Annotated in this window: 15 protein-coding genes and 2 tRNA genes; 8 read left to right on the top strand and 9 right to left on the bottom strand. The window is 61.9% G+C overall.

Annotated elements, in window-relative coordinates:
* Positions 1–51 precede the first annotated feature (51 nt).
* Both DXT88_RS10110 and DXT88_RS10105 read right to left on the bottom strand, forming a co-directional pair.
* Positions 52–128 (bottom strand) — tRNA-Arg (locus DXT88_RS10110).
* An 84-nt stretch (positions 129–212) separates the two neighbouring features.
* Positions 213–289: transfer RNA gene (locus DXT88_RS10105), tRNA-Pro, on the bottom strand.
* A gap of 311 nt (positions 290–600) precedes the next feature.
* Between DXT88_RS10105 and DXT88_RS10100 the strand changes: the two genes are divergently transcribed.
* Positions 601–2,064: a DUF3300 domain-containing protein gene (locus DXT88_RS10100; RefSeq protein WP_265213132.1), complete on the top strand. Its 1,464-nt coding sequence runs from the start codon at positions 601–603 to the stop codon at positions 2,062–2,064.
* Positions 2,065–2,302: 238 nt separating this feature from the next.
* Positions 2,303–3,961, top strand: coding sequence for a peptide chain release factor 3 (locus DXT88_RS10095; RefSeq protein WP_265213130.1), 1,659 nt, complete (start codon positions 2,303–2,305; stop codon positions 3,959–3,961).
* 71 nt (positions 3,962–4,032) lie between these two features.
* On the opposite strand, the gene DXT88_RS10090 is transcribed toward DXT88_RS10095, so the two are convergent.
* Positions 4,033–5,490 carry a Ppx/GppA phosphatase family protein gene (locus DXT88_RS10090; protein WP_265213128.1) on the bottom strand — a complete coding sequence of 486 codons (1,458 nt, stop codon included), beginning with the start codon at positions 5,488–5,490 and terminating at the stop codon, positions 4,033–4,035.
* Positions 5,491–5,711: 221 nt separating this feature from the next.
* On the opposite strand from DXT88_RS10090, the gene DXT88_RS10085 reads away from it, so the two are divergent.
* Positions 5,712–6,464 carry an SAM-dependent methyltransferase gene (locus DXT88_RS10085; protein WP_265213126.1) on the top strand — a complete coding sequence of 251 codons (753 nt, stop codon included), beginning with the start codon at positions 5,712–5,714 and terminating at the stop codon, positions 6,462–6,464.
* A gap of 75 nt (positions 6,465–6,539) precedes the next feature.
* Here DXT88_RS10085 and DXT88_RS10080 read toward each other — a convergent pair whose 3' ends face one another.
* From DXT88_RS10080 to DXT88_RS10065, 4 genes are all read right to left on the bottom strand, one after another.
* Complete coding sequence (locus tag DXT88_RS10080) at positions 6,540–7,580, bottom strand: S49 family peptidase (RefSeq protein ID WP_016835023.1); 1,041 nt, start codon at positions 7,578–7,580, stop codon at positions 6,540–6,542.
* A 79-nt stretch (positions 7,581–7,659) separates the two neighbouring features.
* Positions 7,660–8,031 carry a Rieske (2Fe-2S) protein gene (locus DXT88_RS10075; protein ID WP_016835021.1) on the bottom strand — a complete coding sequence of 124 codons (372 nt, stop codon included), beginning with the start codon at positions 8,029–8,031 and terminating at the stop codon, positions 7,660–7,662.
* Between the two features lie 11 nt (positions 8,032–8,042).
* Positions 8,043–8,702, bottom strand: a complete 660-nt coding sequence (locus DXT88_RS10070) for an HAD-IA family hydrolase (protein WP_265213123.1) — start codon at positions 8,700–8,702, stop codon at positions 8,043–8,045.
* A 62-nt stretch (positions 8,703–8,764) separates the two neighbouring features.
* Positions 8,765–9,796, bottom strand: a complete 1,032-nt coding sequence (locus DXT88_RS10065; protein WP_029363620.1) for an RluA family pseudouridine synthase — start codon at positions 9,794–9,796, stop codon at positions 8,765–8,767.
* Positions 9,797–10,480: 684 nt separating this feature from the next.
* Between DXT88_RS10065 and DXT88_RS10060 the strand changes: the two genes are divergently transcribed.
* From DXT88_RS10060 to DXT88_RS10040, 5 genes are all read left to right on the top strand, one after another.
* On the top strand, positions 10,481–13,549 hold the full coding sequence (locus tag DXT88_RS10060; RefSeq protein ID WP_265213120.1) for an Rne/Rng family ribonuclease: 3,069 nt from the start codon (positions 10,481–10,483) through the stop codon (positions 13,547–13,549).
* A 194-nt stretch (positions 13,550–13,743) separates the two neighbouring features.
* Positions 13,744–14,868, top strand: a complete 1,125-nt coding sequence (gene moaA, locus DXT88_RS10055) for a GTP 3',8-cyclase MoaA (protein WP_265213118.1) — start codon at positions 13,744–13,746, stop codon at positions 14,866–14,868.
* Entirely contained in the window at positions 14,868–15,509 is a 642-nt protein-coding gene (mobA, locus tag DXT88_RS10050; RefSeq protein ID WP_265213116.1) for a molybdenum cofactor guanylyltransferase MobA, read from the top strand. Before moaA ends, mobA begins: the two co-directional genes overlap by 1 nt.
* Entirely contained in the window at positions 15,510–16,796 is a 1,287-nt protein-coding gene (gene moeA / locus DXT88_RS10045; protein WP_265213114.1) for a molybdopterin molybdotransferase MoeA, read from the top strand.
* A 4-nt stretch (positions 16,797–16,800) separates the two neighbouring features.
* Entirely contained in the window at positions 16,801–18,204 is a 1,404-nt protein-coding gene (locus DXT88_RS10040) for a coniferyl aldehyde dehydrogenase (RefSeq protein WP_265213113.1), read from the top strand.
* A gap of 28 nt (positions 18,205–18,232) precedes the next feature.
* On the opposite strand, the gene rmuC is transcribed toward DXT88_RS10040, so the two are convergent.
* Complete coding sequence (gene rmuC / locus DXT88_RS10035) at positions 18,233–19,708, bottom strand: DNA recombination protein RmuC (RefSeq protein WP_265213111.1); 1,476 nt, start codon at positions 19,706–19,708, stop codon at positions 18,233–18,235.
* Positions 19,709–19,723: 15 nt separating this feature from the next.
* Positions 19,724–20,125: a group II truncated hemoglobin gene (locus tag DXT88_RS10030; protein ID WP_265213109.1), complete on the bottom strand. Its 402-nt coding sequence runs from the start codon at positions 20,123–20,125 to the stop codon at positions 19,724–19,726.
* Positions 20,126–20,143: the final 18 nt, after the last annotated feature.

Below are 20,143 nucleotides of genomic sequence, written 5' to 3'. Positions count from 1 at the left end.
GCAAGGTAAAAAAGGAATGATGCAGGAAGAGAAAAGAGCGGTGCAGAGAAGTGGCCTGCCCTAAGGGAATCGAACCCCTAACCTATGGCTTAGAAGGCCATTGCTCTATCCGGTTGAGCTAAGGGCAGATCGGTGAATCAAGCAGAAACTGCTGCGCTTGAAATCATCTTCGGAAATGAAAACGGGCTGTCTTTCGACAGCCCGTTCATGTGTGGTCGGAGTACAAGGATTCGAACCTTGGACCCCCTGGTCCCAAACCAGGTGCGCTACCGGGCTGCGCTACACTCCGAGAAGCGAGATAATATCCCGACATGGGGGTTCGGTCAACACCTTCTTCACATTTTCTTCAATATTTTTAAATTTCCCCCTATGAGCGAACGCGAAATTTCATGTTTCGCGCGTTCGACGCAATCGTGCTGCACGCTTTGGCGCCGGAGTCGGAAGCTGAAACATCCCTTGCAGTTTGGTTACACCTTGTTGCGATTCCCTGATCGAAGATAAGAACACATGCGCGCAAGCGGCAATGACATATATTGTTTTCAATATTTTCGATCGCTTCGATATATATCCCGCGCACGCCGAATCCAAAGGAGAATCGCCGTGAACAAGAAAACCCTCGCCTGGATCGCCTCCGCCCTTTTTTCGCTGGCGTCAGGCATATCCACTGTTTCAGCACAAGACATGAACCGTCCTCCTGCCGTTTTCTCGCAGGAAGAACTGGACCAGATGCTGGCGCCGGTCGCGCTGTATCCCGATTCGCTGCTGGCGCAAGTGCTGATGGCCGCGACCTATCCGCTGGAAGTGGTGCAGGCGGCACGCTTTGTCGACAGCCGGCCGGGTCTGCAAGGCGATGCGCTGGCGCGTTCGATCGCGCCGATGCCCTGGGATCCCAGCGTGAAATCGCTGGCGCAATTCCCGTCCGTGCTGGCGATGATGAACGACAAGCTGGATTGGACACAGCGCCTCGGCGATGCTTTCCTGTCGCAGCAGGCCAATGTGATGGACACCGTGCAGAATCTGCGCGTGAAGGCCCAGATCGCCGGCAACCTGCAGTCCAGCAATCAGCAGCGCATCGTCCAACAGGAACAGATCATCGTGATCGAGCCGGTCAATCCCCAAGTGATCTACGTGCCTTATTACAACCCGACCGTGGTGTACGGCGGCTGGTGGTGGCCGCAACGCCCTCCGGTCTATTGGGCGCCGCCGCCGCGCTATCGTCCGCCCAGCTATAACGTCTCGATCGGCATTTCCTTCGGCGCCGGCACCGGCATCGTGCGGTCGGTCTACAGCGACGCGCGCCCCGACTGGCGCCAGCATCACGTGCTGGTCAACAACGTGCGCATCAACAATGTCAACGTCACCAATAATGTGACCAGAAATGTCGTCGTCAACAACAAGCCCGTTGTCTGGCAGCACAACCCACGCAACGGTCGTGACGATCGCCGCCCGGATGTGGGCAATGTCTCGCGTCCCAATCCGGCGCCGAATACCGCCGTCGCTCCTCCTGCTACTCCGCCAAATCAGGCTCCACGTCCGGACCAGCGCCCCGGTCAGGCTGAACGCGACCATCGCGGCGACCATGATCGCAACGATCGTGATGACAGGGATAACCGTCGCGAACAGAACCGTCCGGCACAGGCGAATCTGATGGCGCCGAACAATGCGCCGGCTGCACAACGGCCAACTCCGGCCCCGGCGCCGCAATTGCAGGCGCCTCAGCAAGCGCCGCAGACTCGTCCTGCACCTGCTGCACCTCCACCGTCCGCGGCGCATCAGAATCGCCCGGAACGCACTGAACGCCCCGAACGTGCCGGGCGGCCTGACAACGCACCGCGTCCAGAACACCGCCCGGAACCACAGGCGGCGCATCGCGCGCCGCCGCCGCCGGCCCAGGCCATTCCGCGTCCCGAGCCGCACGTGCAGACGCGCCCGGCGCCCGCCGCCCATGCCGCGCCACCGCCGCAGGAACGTCACGAACAAGCCCAGCGTCCCGAACCACGGCCTCAGCAACGCGAGGAACGGCCCGACCGCCCTGATCGTCCTGATCGGCCCGACAGGAAATAGTGCCTGCCTGAAACCCGCGCCCCGTAGCCGGAACGCGGAGAATGCCCGCGAATACGCTATAATCGCGGCTTCCGAGACGTGACCAGGCGCCTAGAGCGCCGGGAAACAAAAAGGGTTGGATCTTCCAGCCCTTTTTCTATTTCCGTCACATTCCCATGAACGAAGGCAGCGCCGCACACCGGCCGCCTGTCGTACAGGACGCTCACCGCTTTCAACGCCTTCGACCTACCGACTCACGATGCAAGACACTACTCCCGATTCCGCGAACGACGACTCCGGCTCGACCAGCAAGGCTCCGCTTGAACTGATCGCGCGCGAAGTTGCGCGCCGCCGCACCTTCGGCATCATTTCCCACCCCGATGCGGGTAAAACCACGCTGACCGAAAAACTGCTGCTGTTCTCGGGCGCGATCCAGCTGGCCGGCACCGTGAAGGCCCGCAAGAGCGGTCGCCACGCCACCTCCGACTGGATGGAAATCGAAAAGCAGCGCGGCATCTCGGTAGCCAGTTCGGTCATGCAATTCGAATACCGCGACCACGTGGTCAACCTGCTCGACACCCCGGGCCACCAGGACTTCTCGGAAGACACGTATCGCGTGCTGACCGCGGTCGACTCGGCGCTGATGGTGATCGACGCCGCCAAGGGCGTGGAAGAACAGACCATCAAGCTGCTCAACGTCTGCCGCATGCGCAACACGCCGATCATCACGTTCATGAACAAGATGGATCGTGAAACGCGCGACCCGCTGGAACTGCTCGACGAGCTCGAATCGGTGCTCAAGATCCAGTGCGCGCCGGTGACCTGGCCGATCGGCATGGGTAAGAATTTCCGCGGCGTGTATCACCTGCTGCGCGACGAGATCATGCTGTTCAAGGCCGGTGAAGAACGCGCCGACGGCAACGTCGAAATCATCAAGGGCATCGACAATCCCAAGCTGGTCGAGATGTTCCCGCTGGAGATCGAACAGCTCAAGATGGAAGTCGAGCTGGTGCACGGCGCGTCGCATCCGTTCAATCTGGACGAGTTCCTCGCCGGCATCCAGACGCCGGTGTTCTTCGGTTCCGCCATCAACAACTTCGGCGTGCGTGAAATCCTCAACGCCCTGCTCGACTGGGCGCCGGCGCCAGGCAGCCGCGATGCCACCGTGCGCAGCGTCGAACCGAAGGAAGCACCGTTCTCCGGTTTCGTCTTCAAGATCCAGGCCAACATGGACCCGGCGCACCGCGACCGCATCGCCTTCCTGCGCGTGTGCTCGGGACGCTTCGAACGCGGCATGAAGCTCAAGCACCTGCGTCTGAATCGCGAGATCAAGGTGTCGTCGGTCGTCACCTTCATGGCATCCAGCCGCGAGCAAGTGGAAGAAGCCTACGCCGGCGACATCATCGGCCTGCCCAACCACGGCAACATGCAGATCGGCGACAGCTTCTCGGAAGGCGAACTGCTGCAGTTCACCGGCATCCCCTACTTCGCGCCGGACTTCTTCCGCGTCGCGCGCATCCGCAATCCGCTCAAGATCAAGCAGTTGCACAAGGGCTTGCAACAGCTTGGTGAAGAAGGCGCGGTGCAGGTCTTCAAGCCGACCAACAACAGCGACCTGATCCTCGGCGCGGTCGGCGTGCTGCAGTTTGAAGTGGTGGCGAGCCGCTTGCTCAACGAGTACGGCGTCGACGCCGTGTTCGAAGGCACCAGCATCAGCAGCGCGCGCTGGGTCACCTGCGACGACAAGAAGAAGCTGGCCGATTTTGAAAAATCGTCCGCCGGTTTCAACCTGGCGCACGATGCGGCCGGCAACCTGGCCTATCTGGCGACCTCGGGCGTGAACCTGCGCCTGACCCAGGAGCGTTGGCCGGAAGTCACCTTCCACGCCACGCGCGAGCATGCCGCCAAGCTTGACTGAACCTCTGCTGTATCAATAAAAAATCCCCGCCAGGTGCGGGGATTTTTTCATGCGTTGCGGGCGGGCCTGCTTCAGGCAGTCACGCGGATGGAGAAATCAACGCCGATGCCGCTCCACCACTCCTGTTCCTTCTGCATCCAGTAGGACACGGTCGGGTGATCGCGCAGCCAGTCGCGCTTGATTTCAATATCGATGCGGCTCTTCATTTTGAGGCGAACGTCGTCAAGATCGAGCGTGATGTGCGCGTGCATGAACATCACCGCCAGTCGCAGCGCCAGCACCGCCTTGGCGAAATCAGGATCGGACACCACTTCGCCGATCTTGCGCAGGTTGCCCTTCTGGCCAAGGATCAGCGTGCTCATCACGCGCTGCTCGCGTGTAGTGAAGCCCGGCAGATCGGCGTTGGCGATGAGGTAGGACGAATGCTTGTGATAGCTGCTCTGCGACACGATCAGGCCGGCTTCGTGCAGCAAGGCGCTCCAGTTCAGGTATTTGGCATAGGCTTCGTTGCCGGGCTTGAGCATCTGGAAGAAACCGAGCGCGGTCTCGGCCACCTGGCGCGCGCGCAACTCGTCGATATGGAAGCGTCGGCTGAAGTCGTCCACCGATTGCTCGCGGCGGTCGCGCTGCGTGGCGCGCAATTGCAGATCCCACATCACGCCCATGCGCAGGCCGGCTTCCACCGGGGAGATGACCGAGATATTGAGCTCCTGCATCAGGCCGATCAGCACCGCCAGGCCGCCCATGATGACGGCGGCGCGGTCAGGCTTCATGCCGGCCAGTTCGATATGATCGACGTGGCCGAAAGCGATCAGGCGCTGCTTCAGTTCTTCCACGCTCTCAGGCGTGATGCGCCCGTCGCCCATGCCGTTCCTGGCGATCGTGTCGGCGATCGCGCGCATGGTGCCGGACGAGCCGTACACCTTGCTGCGATGCTGGGCGCCGAACGGCACCACGGCGTCTTCCACATGCGAACGCGCCGACAGAATGGCGCGCTCGAACGCGGCTTCATTGATATAGCCGTCGCCGAAAAAAGCCTGGCTCTGGTTGACCGTGCCGATGCCGAAGGATTCGACCCGGCGCACATCGCTGCCATGCCCGAGGATGACCTCAGTCGAACCGCCGCCGATATCGATCACCAGGCGGTCTTCGTCGGGCAAGGCCAGCGCTCCGGCGACGCCCATGTAGATCAGGCGGCCTTCTTCTTCGCCGGAAATGATTTCCACCGGATAGCCGATCGCGCGTTCGGCGTCAGGCAGGAATTCGTGCGCATTCTTGGCGACGCGCAAGGTATTGGTCGCGACCACGCGCACGGCGTCGAGCTGGTAGTCGCGCAGGATGGTGCGGAAGCGGGCCAGCGACTCGACCGCGCCGACAATTGCCTGCGGCGTCAGCTTGCCGTTCTTGTCCAGACCGGCCGCCAGGCGAATCGGATCGCGCGCGCTTTTGACGACACGAATGGCGTCGCCTTCATGCTTGCCGATATGCAGGCGAAAGCTGTTGGAACCAAGATCTACTGCTGCAAACATTCATTCCCTTTCGGAGGGTGTTGAGGCTGTACGGAAATTATTTAGCCAATTTCTGCTTCTGCCGAACCGACACAATAGTTGCCTAGCATGACAGTTTCATGACAACCGCATAAGACTTGCCCGCCAATCGCCCGGTAGTCGCCCCGCAAGGCCCGCGAAAGCTCGCAGGCAACGGGGAAATCAGGTCTAATAGCGCCAGCCCATATTTTAACGACTTAGACATGCCCGGTATTCTTTATCTTGTGCCCAATACGCTGGGCCCCGCCGACACGGCGGACAGCAATATGCTTGCCTCCATCCTGCCGGCCGAGGTGCAGGCGCTGGCTGCGCGCCTCGACTATTTCATCGCGGAAAACGCCAAGACTACGCGCGCCTTCCTGAAGCTGGTCAATGTGCATCATCCGCTGGCCAAACCCTTGCAGGAAATCCGCATCGCCGAGCTCAACGTCAATACCGAAGCCGCTGCGCTGCCGGCCTTGCTGGCGCCGCTGCTGGCCGGCCAGGACGCCGGGCTGATCTCGGAAGCCGGCGTGCCTGCAGTGGCCGACCCCGGCGCCAACCTGGTGCGCCTGGCGCATCAGCACGGCATCCAGGTGCGCCCGCTGGTGGGACCGTCGTCGCTGTTGCTGGCGGTCATGAGCAGCGGCCTCAACGGCCAGAGCTTCGCCTTCAACGGCTACCTGCCAACTGACGCCGCACAACGCGCCAAACGCATCAAGCAGCTGGAAGACCGCTCGCGCCAGGAAAAGCAGACGCAACTGCTGATCGAAACGCCTTACCGCAACGGCGCCATGCTGGAAGCCCTGGCCGCTGCCTGCAACGGCACCACCCTGATCAGCGTGGCTACCGATCTGACGTTGGCGACCGAGGCGATCCGCACGCAGACCGCCGCCAAATGGAAGAGTGAACTTGGCGCCGGCAAGACGCCGGATTTTCACAAGAAGCCGACGGTGTTCCTGTTGCTGGCCGAATAAAACTTCGTGCTGAAATAAAAAACAGCCGGCGCAGATGCGATCATCTCCGCCGGCTGTTTTACGTGAACTGCAGAATCAGCGCAGTTGCAATCCGTTGCTGCCCACCATCGACTTGGCGACGCCGCTGCCAACCGCCACGCCGAACTTCTTGAGCACGCGCTCGGGCAAGCCTTCGGTCTGGGTGTAGTCAACCAGGTCTTCCGCCTTGATCACGTCGCGCGCCACGCTGTCGACGGTGCCGAAACCATCGGCCAGGCCCATCTCAACCGCCTTGGAGCCGGTCCAGAACAGTCCGGAGAAGGTCTCGGGCGTTTCCTTCAGGCGCTGGCCGCGGCCCTTGCGCACCACGTCGATGAATTGCTGATGGATTTCGTTGAGCATCTGCTGGGCGTATTCCTTTTGCTTCGGATTCTGGGCGCTGAACGGATCCAGGAAACCCTTGTTCTCGCCCGCAGTCAGCAGACGACGCTCGACGCCGACCTTGTCCATCAGGCCGGTGAAACCGAAACCGTCCATCAGCACGCCGATGGAGCCGACGATGCTGGCTTTGTTGACGTAGATCTTGTCGGCCGCCGCAGCGATGTAGTAACCACCGGAGGCGCACATTTCCTCGACCACGACGTACAACGGCTTCTTCGGATACTCCTTGCGCAAACGCACGATTTCATCGTTGATCATGCCGGCCTGGACCGGGCTGCCGCCGGGGCTGTTGATCTTGAGGATCACGCCGAGCGAATCGTCGGCAGCGAACGCTTTGTCGAGCGCCGGGATCACGGCTGCGGCGGAACCGCGGCCTTCGGCTTCGATGGTGCCGGAGATTTCCACCAGCGCGGTATGGGTGCCGACCGGCTCCGACTCCGATTTGGTGTAATTGAAGGCGCTCCAGATCACGAACACGAACACAGCCAGGCCGGCGATCTTGAAGAAGATGCTCCAGCGACGACGCGCCCGCTGTTCCTTGACCGCGAACAGGGCCAGCTTTTCCAGTACGTCGCGCTCCCAGCCGCCCTTCTTTTCTTCCGCGGCTACCGCCGTTGCGGTGCCGGTAGTTGGCGGCACCGGTTCAGCCGGTTTGGGCGGTTGCGCTGCTGGATTCTCAAATTCGTTATTGCTCATATCGTCACTCGGAACGGCAACCTGCCGATGCCGCGCATGTTTGCGGGTCTGGCGGGGATTGCCGGGGTTGCCGCATGGCTCATGCCAGCGCGGGCCTTACATAATCGTCGGGCGCCCAGAAAATCGCGCCGTCTTTTTCAAACACCATGATCTTACGCAAACGCGCGCCCGTACAGGGGCCGCCTTCGCATTTTCCGGTATCGGGGGCGTATACCGCGCCGTGTGTTGCGCACATGAGATACAGGCCGCTGGATTCGAAGAACTCGCCTTCGGCCCAGTCCAGCTCGATCGGTACGTGTGCGCAGCGGTTCAGGTAGCCGTAGACGGCGCCGCCGTAGCGCACCACGAAGCCGGTGGCGTCATCGCCGTGCACCGACACCGCAAAGCGGCGGCCTTTGCCGCCCTCCTCGATTTCAGCCGAGGCGCATACCTGGATCGCCACTTCTTCCATAGCCGTGTTTCCTAAGCGTTGTCATTGAGCCATTGGTGCAGCACTTTGATGGAGCCGGCGGAATACAGCGGATTGAGCGCTTGCAACTGTTCCACCGGATGCGCGCCGAATTCTACCGCAACACCGGCCGCGCCTGCATTAAGCGCCATCTGCAAATCGTGGGTGGTGTCGCCGATCATCAGCGTACGGCCCATTTCCTGGCCGAGTTCGCGGGTAAGCTCCTGCAACATGGCCGGATGCGGCTTGGAGAATGTCTCGTCGGCGCAGCGCGTGGCGTCGAACGCCGACAGCAGCTTGGTGCTGTTGAGCGCGCGGTTGAGGCCGACGCGGCTCTTGCCGGTCGCGACCGCGAGGAAATAGCCTTGCTGGCCGAGGTCGTCGAGCATTTCGCGCACGCCGTCGAACAGGCTCAGGTCTTTGTCCTGACCCAAATAGTGGTGACGATAGCGCTCGACAATGCGCGGATAGTATTTCGGATCGACGTCCGGAATCGCCGCCTGCATCGCGTCCTGCAGGCCGAGGCCGATCACGTAGGAAGCGGCGCTCTTGTCGGGAATCGGCAGGCCCAGGTCGCGCGCGGCGGCCTGGATGCAACGTACGATCGTCGAAGTGCTGTCCATCAGCGTGCCATCCCAATCGAACACGATCAGGTCAAATTGCTTTCTTGCCATGTTTCACTTTTCAACATATTCAAAAATCGTCTGCCGGCCGATGCAGCCGGTCTGAGGTCTGATCAGGCCTCCGCTGCGGCATCAAGACCTTCCAGGCTCTTGAGAAAACGCTGGCATTCGGGCGGCAAGCCAGCCTTGAGCGTTACCGTCTTGCCGCTGTCGGGATGCGTAAAGCTGATCTGGTGCGCGTGCAGGAACATGCGCCTGAACGCGACGCGCTCGCCGTCGGCCTTCTGCAGCGCCTTGTTCAACGGGAAATCGCCGTATTTGTCGTCGCCCACGATGGGGAAACCGCTGGCCGACAAATGCACGCGTATCTGATGGGTACGGCCGGTTTTCAGTTCCGCTTCCAGCAGCGCGAACTCGCCATAGCGCCGGATCAGCGAAAACACCGTGTGCGAGGCCTGGCCGTCTTCCTGCACACGCACGCGGCGCTCGCCTTCGGCGGTGCTGTACTTGTGCAGCGGCAACTTGATGTGCTGGCGGGCGTTCTTCCAGTCGCCGTGGATCAGCGTCAGGTAGCGCTTGTCGGTCAGGCCGTCGCGGATCTGCTCATGCAGGTTGGTCAGCGCCGAACGTTTCTTGGCCAGCAACAAAACACCCGAGGTGTCGCGGTCGAGCCGATGCACCAGCTCCAGGAATTTGGCGTCCGGACGCGAGGCCCGCAATTGCTCGATGACGCCGTAGCTGACCCCGGACCCGCCATGCACGGCCACGCCGGCCGGCTTGTCGATGATCAACAGATGATTGTCCTCGAGCAATATCTTGAATTCCGCGCCCGGGGCCACCGCAGCAGATGCCTTTTCGGCAATGCGGATCGGCGGCACGCGCAGGATATCCCCGTCTTGCAGACGATAAGTCTGGTCGATACGGCCTTTGTTGACACGTACTTCGCCGGAACGCAGGACACGGTAAATATGGCTTTTGGGCACGCCTTTGCAGACGCGCAAGAGGAAATTGTCGATGCGTTGACCGGCTTCCTCTTCCGAAATCGTGAGCAGCTGGACTTGCGGTGAAGCAGGTGCAGATTGGGTCGACGCGGGTGATTCAGGCTTTTCAGGCGTCTTCCCAGAAAATCTCGCTAAGTCCTTCATTTTGAATATATAATCGCTCGACGCTGGTCAGAAAACCGGTGTCAGTGTAAGAATAAAAAAGACCATTCTACACAGAGGCGTCTTCATCAGCCTCGCTAATTTGCAAATTTGATGGGGGGAACCACTAAAAATCGCAGCATGCGGCGACAGGGTCCTGTCGGCAAGCCTCGTACACCCTACGAAGACATTGTGGACGCGACATTTCTCCGCGCGATTGGACGGTTCCTTAAAAACGTGTACGCATCATCCCTGCGCGAGTCCAGTTTGCACCGCAGTTGCAATCGGATAACGCACTTGGATGTTGAACAGATGTGCTTGGATTATCAGGATAAAGTCTGGCAAGACCTTCAGTTGAAAAACGAAGTGCTTGCCGGTTGATGCAAGTGAACCCGATTCGCCGATTTGCCAACTTTTAGAATAATGCTTCGTTTGGCTCAAACATATAGCTTACCGTCCACAGCTGCCGTGACCGCCCCATGCGGAACGGCGCGCGTGGATACGGAGCTGCTCGGCTTCCCGGTTCACCGCATCCGCGCCCCGTTGTGCATGAGTGCCGCCACCCTGGCGCGCTCCACACACTAAGGCAATTCCCTCCCCCAATCACTTCGTTCTCGCGTACATCCTTGTACTTTTGATGCATTCATCGTGCATCAATAAAGCGGCCTCAGTGCCACGGAGTGAAACATGAAACGTATGTTGTTCAATGCTACGCAGCAGGAAGAATTGCGCGTAGCCATCGTTGACGGTCAAAAGCTGATCGACATCGATATCGAAGCCACCGGACGCGAACAGCGTAAATCCAACATTTACAAAGGCGTCATCACCCGCATCGAGCCTTCGCTCGAAGCCTGCTTCGTCAATTACGGCGAAGAGCGCCACGGCTTCCTGCCATTCAAGGAAGTCGCCCGCACCTATTTCAAGGAAGGCATCGACGTCCGCAACGCTTCCATCAAGGAAGCCCTGCGCGAAGGCCAGGAAATCATCGTCCAGGTCGAGAAGGAAGAACGCGGCAACAAGGGCGCAGCCCTGACCTCGTTCATCTCCCTGGCCGGCCGTTACCTGGTCCTGATGCCGAACAATCCGCGCGGCGGCGGCGTATCGCGCCGGGTCGAAGGCGAAGATCGCCAGGAACTGCGCGAAACCATGGACAAGCTGGACCTGCCCAACGGCATGTCCGTCATCGCCCGCACCGCAGGCATCGGCCGCAACGTCGACGAACTGCAGTGGGACCTGAACTACCTGATGCAACTCTGGCGCGCCATCGAAGGCGCCGGCCAGTCCGGCTCCGGCGCTTTCCTGATTTATCAGGAATCCTCGCTGGTGATCCGCGCGATCCGCGACTATTTCCAGCCTGACATCGGCGAAATCCTGATCGACACCGACGACATCCACGAACAAGCCCAGCAGTTCATGGCGCACGTGATGCCGGACATGGTCCACCGCGTCAAGCGCTACCACGACGACGTGCCACTGTTCTCGCGCTTCCAGATCGAACACCAGATCGAAACCGCGTACTCGCGCACCGTGCCGTTGCCTTCCGGCGGCGCCATCGTGATCGATCACACCGAAGCGCTGGTCTCGGTCGACGTCAACTCGGCGCGCGCCACCCGCGGCAGCGACATCGAAACCACCGCGTTCTACACCAACCTTGAAGCCGCCGACGAAGTGGCCCGCCAATTGCGCTTGCGCGATCTGGGCGGCCTGATCGTCATCGACTTCATCGACATGGAAAACGCCAAGAACCAGCGTGAAGTCGAATCCCGCCTCAAAGACGCCCTGCACCACGACCGTGCGCGCGTCCAGATGGGCAAGATCTCGCGTTTCGGCCTGATGGAACTGTCGCGCCAGCGCCTGCGTCCGTCGCTGTCCGAAGGCAGCCACGTGACCTGCCCGCGCTGCAACGGCACCGGCCACATCCGCGACACCGAATCGTCCGCATTGCAAGTCCTGCGCATCATCCAGGAAGAAGCAATGAAGGAGAATTCCGCCGCCATCCACGTGCAGGCCCCGGTCGACGTCGCCGCTTTCCTGCTGAACGAAAAGCGCGGCGAAATCCTGAAGATCGAAACACGCCACCGCGTGACGGTCATCATGATCCCGAACAAGCATCTGGAAACCCCGCACTACAAGCTCGAGCGCATCAAGCACGACGATCCGCGCCTGGACGACGCTCAAGCCAGCTACTCCATGGCCGAACAAGCCGAAACCGACATCGGTTACAGCAAGCGCCAGAAGGAAGACATCAAGCCGCGCCAGGAAGCCGTCGTCAAGGGCATTACCCCTGACCAGCCTGCGCCTATCGTCGAGCGCAAGGTCGCGACGCCGGTTGAACCACCGCCGACGCTGGCGCCGGAATCAGGCTTCTTCAACAAGATCTGGAGCTTCTTCCGCGCCAAGCCGGTGGAAGCAACGCCTGCTGTCGCCCCGGTCGAAACCAAGAGCCCGCAAAAACGCGACCACGCCGACCGCAACAGCCGCAACCGTAACGGTCGCAACCGCAACGGCCGCAACCGCAACGAGCGCGAAGAGCGCGACGGCGGCGCGGCACCTGAGAAAACCGCCCGCGACGAATCCGGCAAGCAGGAATACGAAGGCAAGCCGGCACGTCCGCCGCGCCCACCGCGCGAACCGAAGGAAGCCCGCGAACCACGCGAGCCGCGTGAAGGCGCAGAAGGCCGCAACGATCGTGAGCCGCGCGAACCACGTGAACCACGCCAGCCGCGCGAAGGCCGTGAACCGCGTGAGCCGAAGGAAGCTCGTGAACCGCGCGAAGGCAGCGAAGCACGTGAACCACGTCAACCGCGCACGCCGCGTCCACCACGCGAAGAGCGCAAGGACCTGCCGAAAGCGGAAGACGGATTGCCATTGGAAGCCGCTCTGGCAACCGGTGTTGCCGCTGTCGCAGTGACTGACGTCGAAGGCGTTGAAACCGCACAGGTCGCAGGCAATCAGGTCGAAGGCACAACCGAAGAAGGCGAACCACGCCGTCGTCGTCGTCGTGGCGGCCGCAACCGCAATCGTCGCGATCGCGACGGTGAAAACGGCGGTGAAAATGCCGATGGCGAATCCGCTGAAGGCGCGGATGGCGAAGAGTCGGCGCCAGTTGCCGCCCCAGCTGCAACTGTCGCTGCGCCTGCCGACGACAACGAGCGTCCATGGTACGAAAAGGCTCCTGCTGCAACACCGGCTGCGGCTCCGACTCCAGCTCCTGCCCCTGCTGCAGCTCCGGTCGCAGTACAAGCTGCTCCGGTAGTTGAAGCGCCTGCCGAAGCTGCACCTGCACCTGCACCTGCCCCAGCTGCTCCGGCGCCTGTTCAGGAAACAGCAGCCCCTGTTGAAGCGCCTGCACCTGCCGCCGCTGAACCTGTGGTTGAAGCCACACCGGTTGCGCCTCTTGAAGCGACTGCTCCGGCAGCCGTGGAACCGGCTCCCGCGGCACCGGTAGTTGCACCGGCACCGCAAGCGGTTGAAGCGGCCCCGGTAGTTGTTGCTCCTGCCCCAGCGCCGGCGCCGACTCCTGCCCCGGCTCCGGTCGCTGCTGCTCCGGCAGCCTCCAACGGCAAGCAATGGAATGACCTCAACGACATGCTGTCGTCGGCCGGTCTGACCCTGGCCAGCACCGATCCGGAAAAACTGCGCGCAGCCCAGGCCGCCGCAGCCCTGATCGTGCCTGCTCCGCATGTGCCGCGTGAACGCAAGCCATTGCCGCCGCAATCGACTGACCCTCTGGTCCAGGTCGAAACCCGTCGTTGATGCCTTAGCAAGCACCGCGCAGCAAGGAAAAAAGGGAGTGAGAACTCCCTTTTTTCTCGTCTGCCGCCGGCGGAATGTGCGCCTGCATCATTGCAAAAAAGCAAGTAAATAGTGTCTATGTCCGCACTGTACACACCTCGCTCCGGCCGCTCTGTACACTGCCGAATTCTCCGCCGCATGCTATCGTAGCGAGTATGAACAAACGCATCATTCCGATCATCGACGAACGCGTCAATGCCAGCCATGCCGCTGTGCCCGCGCTGCTGGAAGCGCCGTCCGGCTTCCTCGCCGATGCCTTGATGCGCCCGTTGCACGACCTGCGCATTTCGGTCACCGACCGCTGCAATTTCCGCTGCGTGTATTGCATGCCCAAGGAAGTGTTCGACAAGGACTACAGCTTCCTGCCGCACTCTTCCCTGCTGTCGTTTGAAGAAATCACCCGCCTGGCCACGCTGTTTGTCGCCCACGGCGTCGAGAAGATCCGCCTGACCGGCGGCGAGCCGCTGCTGCGCAAGCACCTGGAACGCCTGATCGGCATGCTGCACGAACTGCGCACGCCCGACGGCCGCGAGCTCGATCTGACCCTGACCACCAACGGCACGCTGCTGGCGCAAAAGGCGCAGGCGTTGAAGGATGCCGGCCTCAAGCGCGTCACGGTCTCGCTGGACGCGATGGACGACGCCAACTTCAAGCGCATGAACGACGTCGACGTCCCGGTCTCGCAGATCCTGCACGGCCTCGATGTCGCGCACAAGGTCGGCCTCGGCCCGATCAAGATCAACATGGTGGTCAAGAAAGGCGTCAACGACCACGAAATTCTGACGATGGCGCGCCACTTCAAGGACACGCCGTTCACCCTGCGCTTCATCGAATACATGGACGTCGGCAGCTCGAACGGCTGGCGCATGGATGAGGTGGTGCCGTCCAGCGAAGTGATCCGCCGCATCCATGCCGAACTTCCGCTCGAAGCGATCGACGCCAACTACACCGGCGAGACCGCGCAACGCTGGCGCTATCAAGACGGCAGTGGTGAAATCGGCGTCATTTCCAGCGTCACCCAGGCGTTCTGCCAGGATTGCAGCCGCGCGCGCCTGTCCACCGAAGGAAAAATCTACACCTGCCTGTTCGCAGGCGAAGGCCACGACCTGCGCGGCCTGTTGCGCGGAGAGCGCAGCGATGCGGAAATCTCCTCCGCCATCACCGCCATCTGGGGCGCCCGCGGCGACCGCTATTCCGAACTGCGCAGCGAACAAAAAGGTTCGTCCACGACATCGATGCCGCAAGTCCGCAAAGTCGAAATGTCATACATCGGCGGCTGATGGCCATGGCCGTCGTCGCTGCAATTCTCCCCGAACAGATTACCGGCCTCGTACTGGCAGGCGGACGCGGCGCCCGCATGGGCCATGTCGACAAGGGCCTGCAGTTGTTCCGCGGCAAGCCGCTGACGGCGCACGTGATTGAGCGCCTGGCCGGCCAGACCGGCACGCTGGCGATCAACGCCAACCGTCATCAGAACGACTATGCGGCGTTCAATCTGCCGGTATGGCCCGACCTCCTGCCCGACTTCCCCGGCCCGCTGGCGGGCCTGCATAGCGGCCTGACGCATTGCGCCACCGACTACCTGGCCGCGGTACCTTGCGACTCCCCATTGCTGCCGGCAGATTTGGTTGCACGGCTGGCAACTGCGTTGATCGAACAGCAGGCCGACGCCGCCATCGCCGTCACCGTCACCGTCACCGTCACCGGCCGCATTGACCAAGCCGATTTTCAGCGTCATCCGGTATTCTGCCTGCTCAGGAAAACGCTGCTGCCGTCGCTGACCGGCTACCTGCAACAGGACGGCCGCAAAATGGACCGCTGGTTTGCCGGCATCCGCACCGCCGAAGTCCGCTTCGACGACGAAGCCGCCTTCAGCAACATCAACACGCTGCAAGAGCTGCGCCAACTGGAATCAGGATAAATGACTCGACTCTCCCTCTCCGACATCGTCAGTTGCGTATCCGGCTATGACCCGGATGCGATGACCGTGCCGCAGGCGCAAAAAATCATCCACGATTTCGTGCAGCCGATCTCTTCGATCGAACGCGTCGCCATCCGCAGTGCGCTGGACCGCACGCTGGCGGCCGACATCATCTCGACCATCGACGTGCCCGCCAACGACAACTCCGCCATGGACGGCTATGCGCTGCGCGGCGACGATCTCGCGGGCAACCGGACACTGACGCTGCGCATCGTCGGCAGCGTCCATGCCGGCCAGCAGTTCGACGGCGCCGTGGCCGCCGGGGAATGCGTGCGCATCATGACCGGCGCCGCCATGCCGGCCGATTGCGATACCGTCATCCCACAGGAATTTACCGAGAATCAGACCGATGCGTCCGTGACCATCCCGGCCGGCAGGGTGCGACGCGGCGACAACCGCCGCTTGCGCGGCGAAGACCTGCGCAATGGTCAAACTGCACTGCGCGCCGGCAAGATCCTGCGCCCGGCCGATATCGGCATGCTGGCCTCGCTGGGCGTGGCAGAGATTCCGGTGCAGCGTCGCCTGCGCGTGGCCTTCTTCTCGACCGGGGACGAATTGCGCTCGGTAGGCGAGCCGCTCGATCCGGGCTGCGTCTACGACTCCAACCGCTACACCCTGTACGGCATGCTCACGCGTCTGGGCTGCGACATCATCGACATGGGCGTGGTCCGGGATGATCCGGTCGCCATGGGAGCAGCCTTCCGCAGCGCCTGCGAACACGCCGACGCCGTCATCACTTCCGGCGGCGTCTCGGTCGGCGCAGCCGATTACACCAAGCAGACCATGACCAAGCTGGGCGACATGCTGTTCTGGAAAATCGGCATGCGCCCGGGCCGGCCAATGGCCTTCGGCCGCATCGCATCGCACGATCGCGGCGCTTACCTGTTCGGCTTGCCCGGCAATCCGGTGGCGGTGATGGTGAGTTTCTATTTCTTCGTCCGCGACGCCTTGTTGCGCATGTCGGGCGCCGACGCCAGTCCGCTGCCGCGACTGCAGGCGACGTCGCTGTCCGCGATCCGCAAGAAGCCCGGCCGCACCGAATATCAGCGCGGCATCCTGGCGCCCGACAGCGATGGTGTATGGAAAGTGAAGCTGACTGGCGCGCAAGGCTCCGGCATCCTGCGTTCGATGTCCGATGCCAACTGCATCATCGTGCTTGATGACGCCCAGGGCGACGTCGCGGCCGGCGATCCGGTGCAGGTCGTGCTGTTCGACGGCCTGATCTGAAGCCATGACGCTGCGCGCGCGCTTCGGCCGGCTGCACCTGCGCTCGCGCGCGCAGCCGGCGACGCCGTGGGAAGAACGCCAGGACCGATTGCAACGCCTGCGTCAGCTGCTGCTGCGCCATCGCGACGACATTGCCGCGGCGATCAGCGCCGACTTCGGCAATCGCTCGCAGCACGAAACGCAATTCCTCGAAGTCTTCACCAGTCTGCAAGCCATCGATCACGCTCTGGCCCACGGCAAGCATTGGATGCAGCCGCAAGTCAGGCCTGCGGCAATCTGGTTCAAGCCGGCCGGCAATCGCCTGCTGCCGCAGCCGCTCGGTGTGGTCGGCATCGTCACGCCGTGGAATTACCCGCTGCTGCTGACCATCGGTCCGCTGGCCTGCGCGCTGGCCGCCGGCAACCTGGCGATGATCAAGCTGTCGGAGAACACGCCGGCCTTCGGCGAGCTGTTCGATCGCTTGATCCGGCAATCATTTTCCGAAGACGAAATCATCGTCATCAATGGCGGCGTCGACCTTTCCCGCGAATTCTGCGCCCTCGCCTTCGACCATCTGATTTTCACCGGCTCCACCGCCGTCGGCCGCGAGGTCATGCGCATCGCCAGCGAGCGATTGACGCCGGTGACGCTGGAGCTGGGCGGCAAGTCGCCGGCCATCATCGCCGCCGACGCCGACTTCAAGCATGCCGTCGCGCGGATCATGAACGGCAAGTTGCTCAACGCCGGCCAGACCTGCATCGCCCCCGATTACGTATTGCTCCCGCGCGGCCGTGAACGTGATTTCGTGGATGCCGCGCGCGCCGTCGTGGCGCGCATGTACCCTGCGCTCAACGACGAACGCATGGCCATCGACGACTACACCAGCATCGTCAATGAACGTCATTTCACGCGCTTGCAAGCCCTGCTCGACGATGCCCGCGAAGGCGGCGCGACAGTCGAGAAACTGACCACGCATACGCCGCACCCATCGACGCGATTGTTGCCGCCGATGGCGCTGACGCAAGTCGCGCCGGAGGCACGCATCCTGCAGGAAGAAATTTTCGGGCCGTTGCTGCCGCTGGTGACTTACGAGCATCTCGACGAGGCGATCGCCTTCGTCAACGCCAGGCCGCGCCCGCTCGCGCTGTATGTGTTTGCAAAAAGCGATACCGCCATCGACCAGGTCTTGTTGCAGACGGTCGCCGGCGGCGTGACGGTCAACGACACGCTGCTGCACATTGCGCAAGAGAATTTGCCTTTCGGCGGAGTCGGCGCATCCGGCATGGGCGCCTATCATGGAGAGGAAGGCTTCAGGCGCTTTTCGCACATGAAGCCGGTGTTCACGCAGAGCCGCTTCAACGTCATGCGCTTGTTCAATCCGCCTTACGGCAGGCTGTTTTCCTTGCTGATGAAATTTTTGATCCGCTGATTTATTTCAGACCGGGCCGCTTCAGCGTCTAGAGCAGTTCGCTCTGGCCGTCGCCGTCGATTTCCGGTTCGGCGGTGCCCAGCAATTTCTGCGCCGTATCGCTCGGCAAGGCTTCCACCGATTTCAATTTGCGCGTCATCTGGCGCGTGCGCGTTTCGGCCTGCTCGATGTTCTTGGCGGCGCGTTCCAGCGTACTCTTGGTCGCGGCCAGCACATCGCCGAATTTGCCGAACTCGGTCTTCACCGCACCCAGCACCTGCCACACTTCCGACGAACGCTTTTCCAGCGCCAGTGTGCGGAACCCCATCTGCAAACTGTTCAGCAAGGCCGACAAGGTCGACGGCCCCGCGATGCTGACGCGATGGGTACGCTGCAAATCATCCGACAAACCCGGCCTGCGCATGACTTCGGCATACAGACCTTCGGTCGGCAGGAACAGGATGGCGAAATCGGTCGTCAAGGGCGGCGACAGATATTTTTCGGCGATGGTCTTGGCTTCGCCGCGCACGGCGCGTTCCAGCTCGCGGCCTGCCTGCGCCACGCCTTCTGCATCGGCACGGTCGGCGGCTTCGGCCAGGCGTTCGTATTGTTCCTTGGGGAACTTGGCGTCGATCGGCATCCACACCGGCGTGCCGCCATCATCGTTGCCGGGCAGCTTGATCGCGAATTCGACGCGCTCGCCGGTGTTGGGGACGGTCTCGACGTTCTTGGCGTACTGGTCCGGAGTGAGCATTTGTTCCAGCAGCATTTCCAGCTGCACTTCGCCCCAGGTGCCGCGCGTCTTGACGTTGGTCAGCACGCGTTTCAAGTCGCCCACGCCGATCGCCAGCTGCTGCATTTCACCCAGGCCCTGATGGACCTTGTCGAGACGATCCGAGACCAGCTTGAAGGATTCTCCGAGGCGCTGCTCCAGCGTCGCATGCAGCTTCTCATCGACGGTCTTGCGCATCTCTTCGAGACGGTTGCCGTTGTCCAGCTGCAGGTCCTTGATCTTGGCTTCCAGCGTGGCGCGCACTTCGGCCATGCGCTGCGCGTTGGATTCGGTCAGCGTAGTCAGCGTCTGGTTCAGCGTATCGCCGAAACGCTTGAGCGAGACCGCCTGCTCTTCGCGGCTGGCCTGCGCTTGCAGGTTCATGGTCTGGCGCATGCCGTCGAGTTGCTGGGCGTTTGTTTCGTTGAGCTTGACCAGTTGCTGGGCGAAGCTGTCGATCTGGTTGTTCTGCAGGGTCGCAACGCTGGTCATCTGCGCAGCCAACGTCTGCTGCAACTGGCCGAAATTGCCGCCCAGTTCCTGGCGTGTGCTTTGTGCGTTGGATTGCAGCTGGTCGCGCAATTCGCGTTCGCTGCGCTCGGCCAGATCTTGCTGATGGCGTTGCAACTCGCTCTTGAGCTGCTGCAACGGCGTGCCGATATCGATGCCGCCGCGGCCGCGCAGGAGGATCACGATCTGCAGTACGATGCCGATGGCGATCAGGGCGAGGAGAATCATTTCAGTCTGGGTCATGTCGGTGCTTTTTGTTTAGTCAGGCTTGTTGCGCATCCAGTCGGCCGTCTGAAAGAACGACTGCATCAGGCGCGTGCGCAGCGCTTCGTCGAGGCCGGTGTCTTCCATTGCCCAGGCCATGCAGCGCAGCCACTGGTCGCGCTCGGAAATGCCAATGGCGAACGGCAGATGGCGCGCACGCAGGAACGGATGGCCGAAACGCTCGGTATACAGGGTGGGACCGCCGCTCCAGCCGGACAGGAACCAGTAGGTCTTGTCGCGCGAGCCGTCCAGCGATGGCGGATGCAGCGCACGGATGCCGGCGAACTCCGGCTCGAGGTCCATCAGATCGTAGAAACGATCCACCATGGCGCGCAGCTTTTCCGCGCCGCCGATCATGTCATAGACGGTCGGCTGATTAAGGTCTTCGATTTGCATAGACCGAGATGATACCTG

It is taken from the genome of Herbaspirillum lusitanum, assembly GCF_026127345.1.
GTDB lineage: Bacteria > Pseudomonadota > Gammaproteobacteria > Burkholderiales > Burkholderiaceae_D > Herbaspirillum > Herbaspirillum lusitanum.
Note: the sequence above shows the minus strand (reverse complement) of the source record. Positions and strands in the feature narration are given on the sequence as shown.

Bases quoted from the DNA above. Each gene is read 5' to 3' on its own strand.
- DXT88_RS10060 (WP_265213120.1), top strand. From the start codon at position 10,481: ATGAAACGTATGTTGTTCAATGCTACGCAGCAGGAAGAATTGCGCGTA.
- DXT88_RS10085 (WP_265213126.1), top strand. From the start codon at position 5,712: ATGCCCGGTATTCTTTATCTTGTGCCCAATACGCTGGGCCCCGCCGAC.
- moaA (WP_265213118.1), top strand. From the start codon at position 13,744: ATGAACAAACGCATCATTCCGATCATCGACGAACGCGTCAATGCCAGC.
- DXT88_RS10030 (WP_265213109.1), bottom strand. From the start codon at position 20,125: ATGCAAATCGAAGACCTTAATCAGCCGACCGTCTATGACATGATCGGC.
- DXT88_RS10065 (WP_029363620.1), bottom strand. From the start codon at position 9,796: ATGAAGGACTTAGCGAGATTTTCTGGGAAGACGCCTGAAAAGCCTGAA.
- DXT88_RS10075 (WP_016835021.1), bottom strand. From the start codon at position 8,031: ATGGAAGAAGTGGCGATCCAGGTATGCGCCTCGGCTGAAATCGAGGAG.
- DXT88_RS10080 (WP_016835023.1), bottom strand. From the start codon at position 7,580: ATGAGCAATAACGAATTTGAGAATCCAGCAGCGCAACCGCCCAAACCG.
- DXT88_RS10040 (WP_265213113.1), top strand. From the start codon at position 16,801: ATGACGCTGCGCGCGCGCTTCGGCCGGCTGCACCTGCGCTCGCGCGCG.
- moeA (WP_265213114.1), top strand. From the start codon at position 15,510: ATGACTCGACTCTCCCTCTCCGACATCGTCAGTTGCGTATCCGGCTAT.
- DXT88_RS10070 (WP_265213123.1), bottom strand. From the start codon at position 8,702: ATGGCAAGAAAGCAATTTGACCTGATCGTGTTCGATTGGGATGGCACG.
- mobA (WP_265213116.1), top strand. From the start codon at position 14,868: ATGGCCATGGCCGTCGTCGCTGCAATTCTCCCCGAACAGATTACCGGC.
- rmuC (WP_265213111.1), bottom strand. From the start codon at position 19,708: ATGACCCAGACTGAAATGATTCTCCTCGCCCTGATCGCCATCGGCATC.
- DXT88_RS10090 (WP_265213128.1), bottom strand. From the start codon at position 5,490: ATGTTTGCAGCAGTAGATCTTGGTTCCAACAGCTTTCGCCTGCATATC.
- DXT88_RS10095 (WP_265213130.1), top strand. From the start codon at position 2,303: ATGCAAGACACTACTCCCGATTCCGCGAACGACGACTCCGGCTCGACC.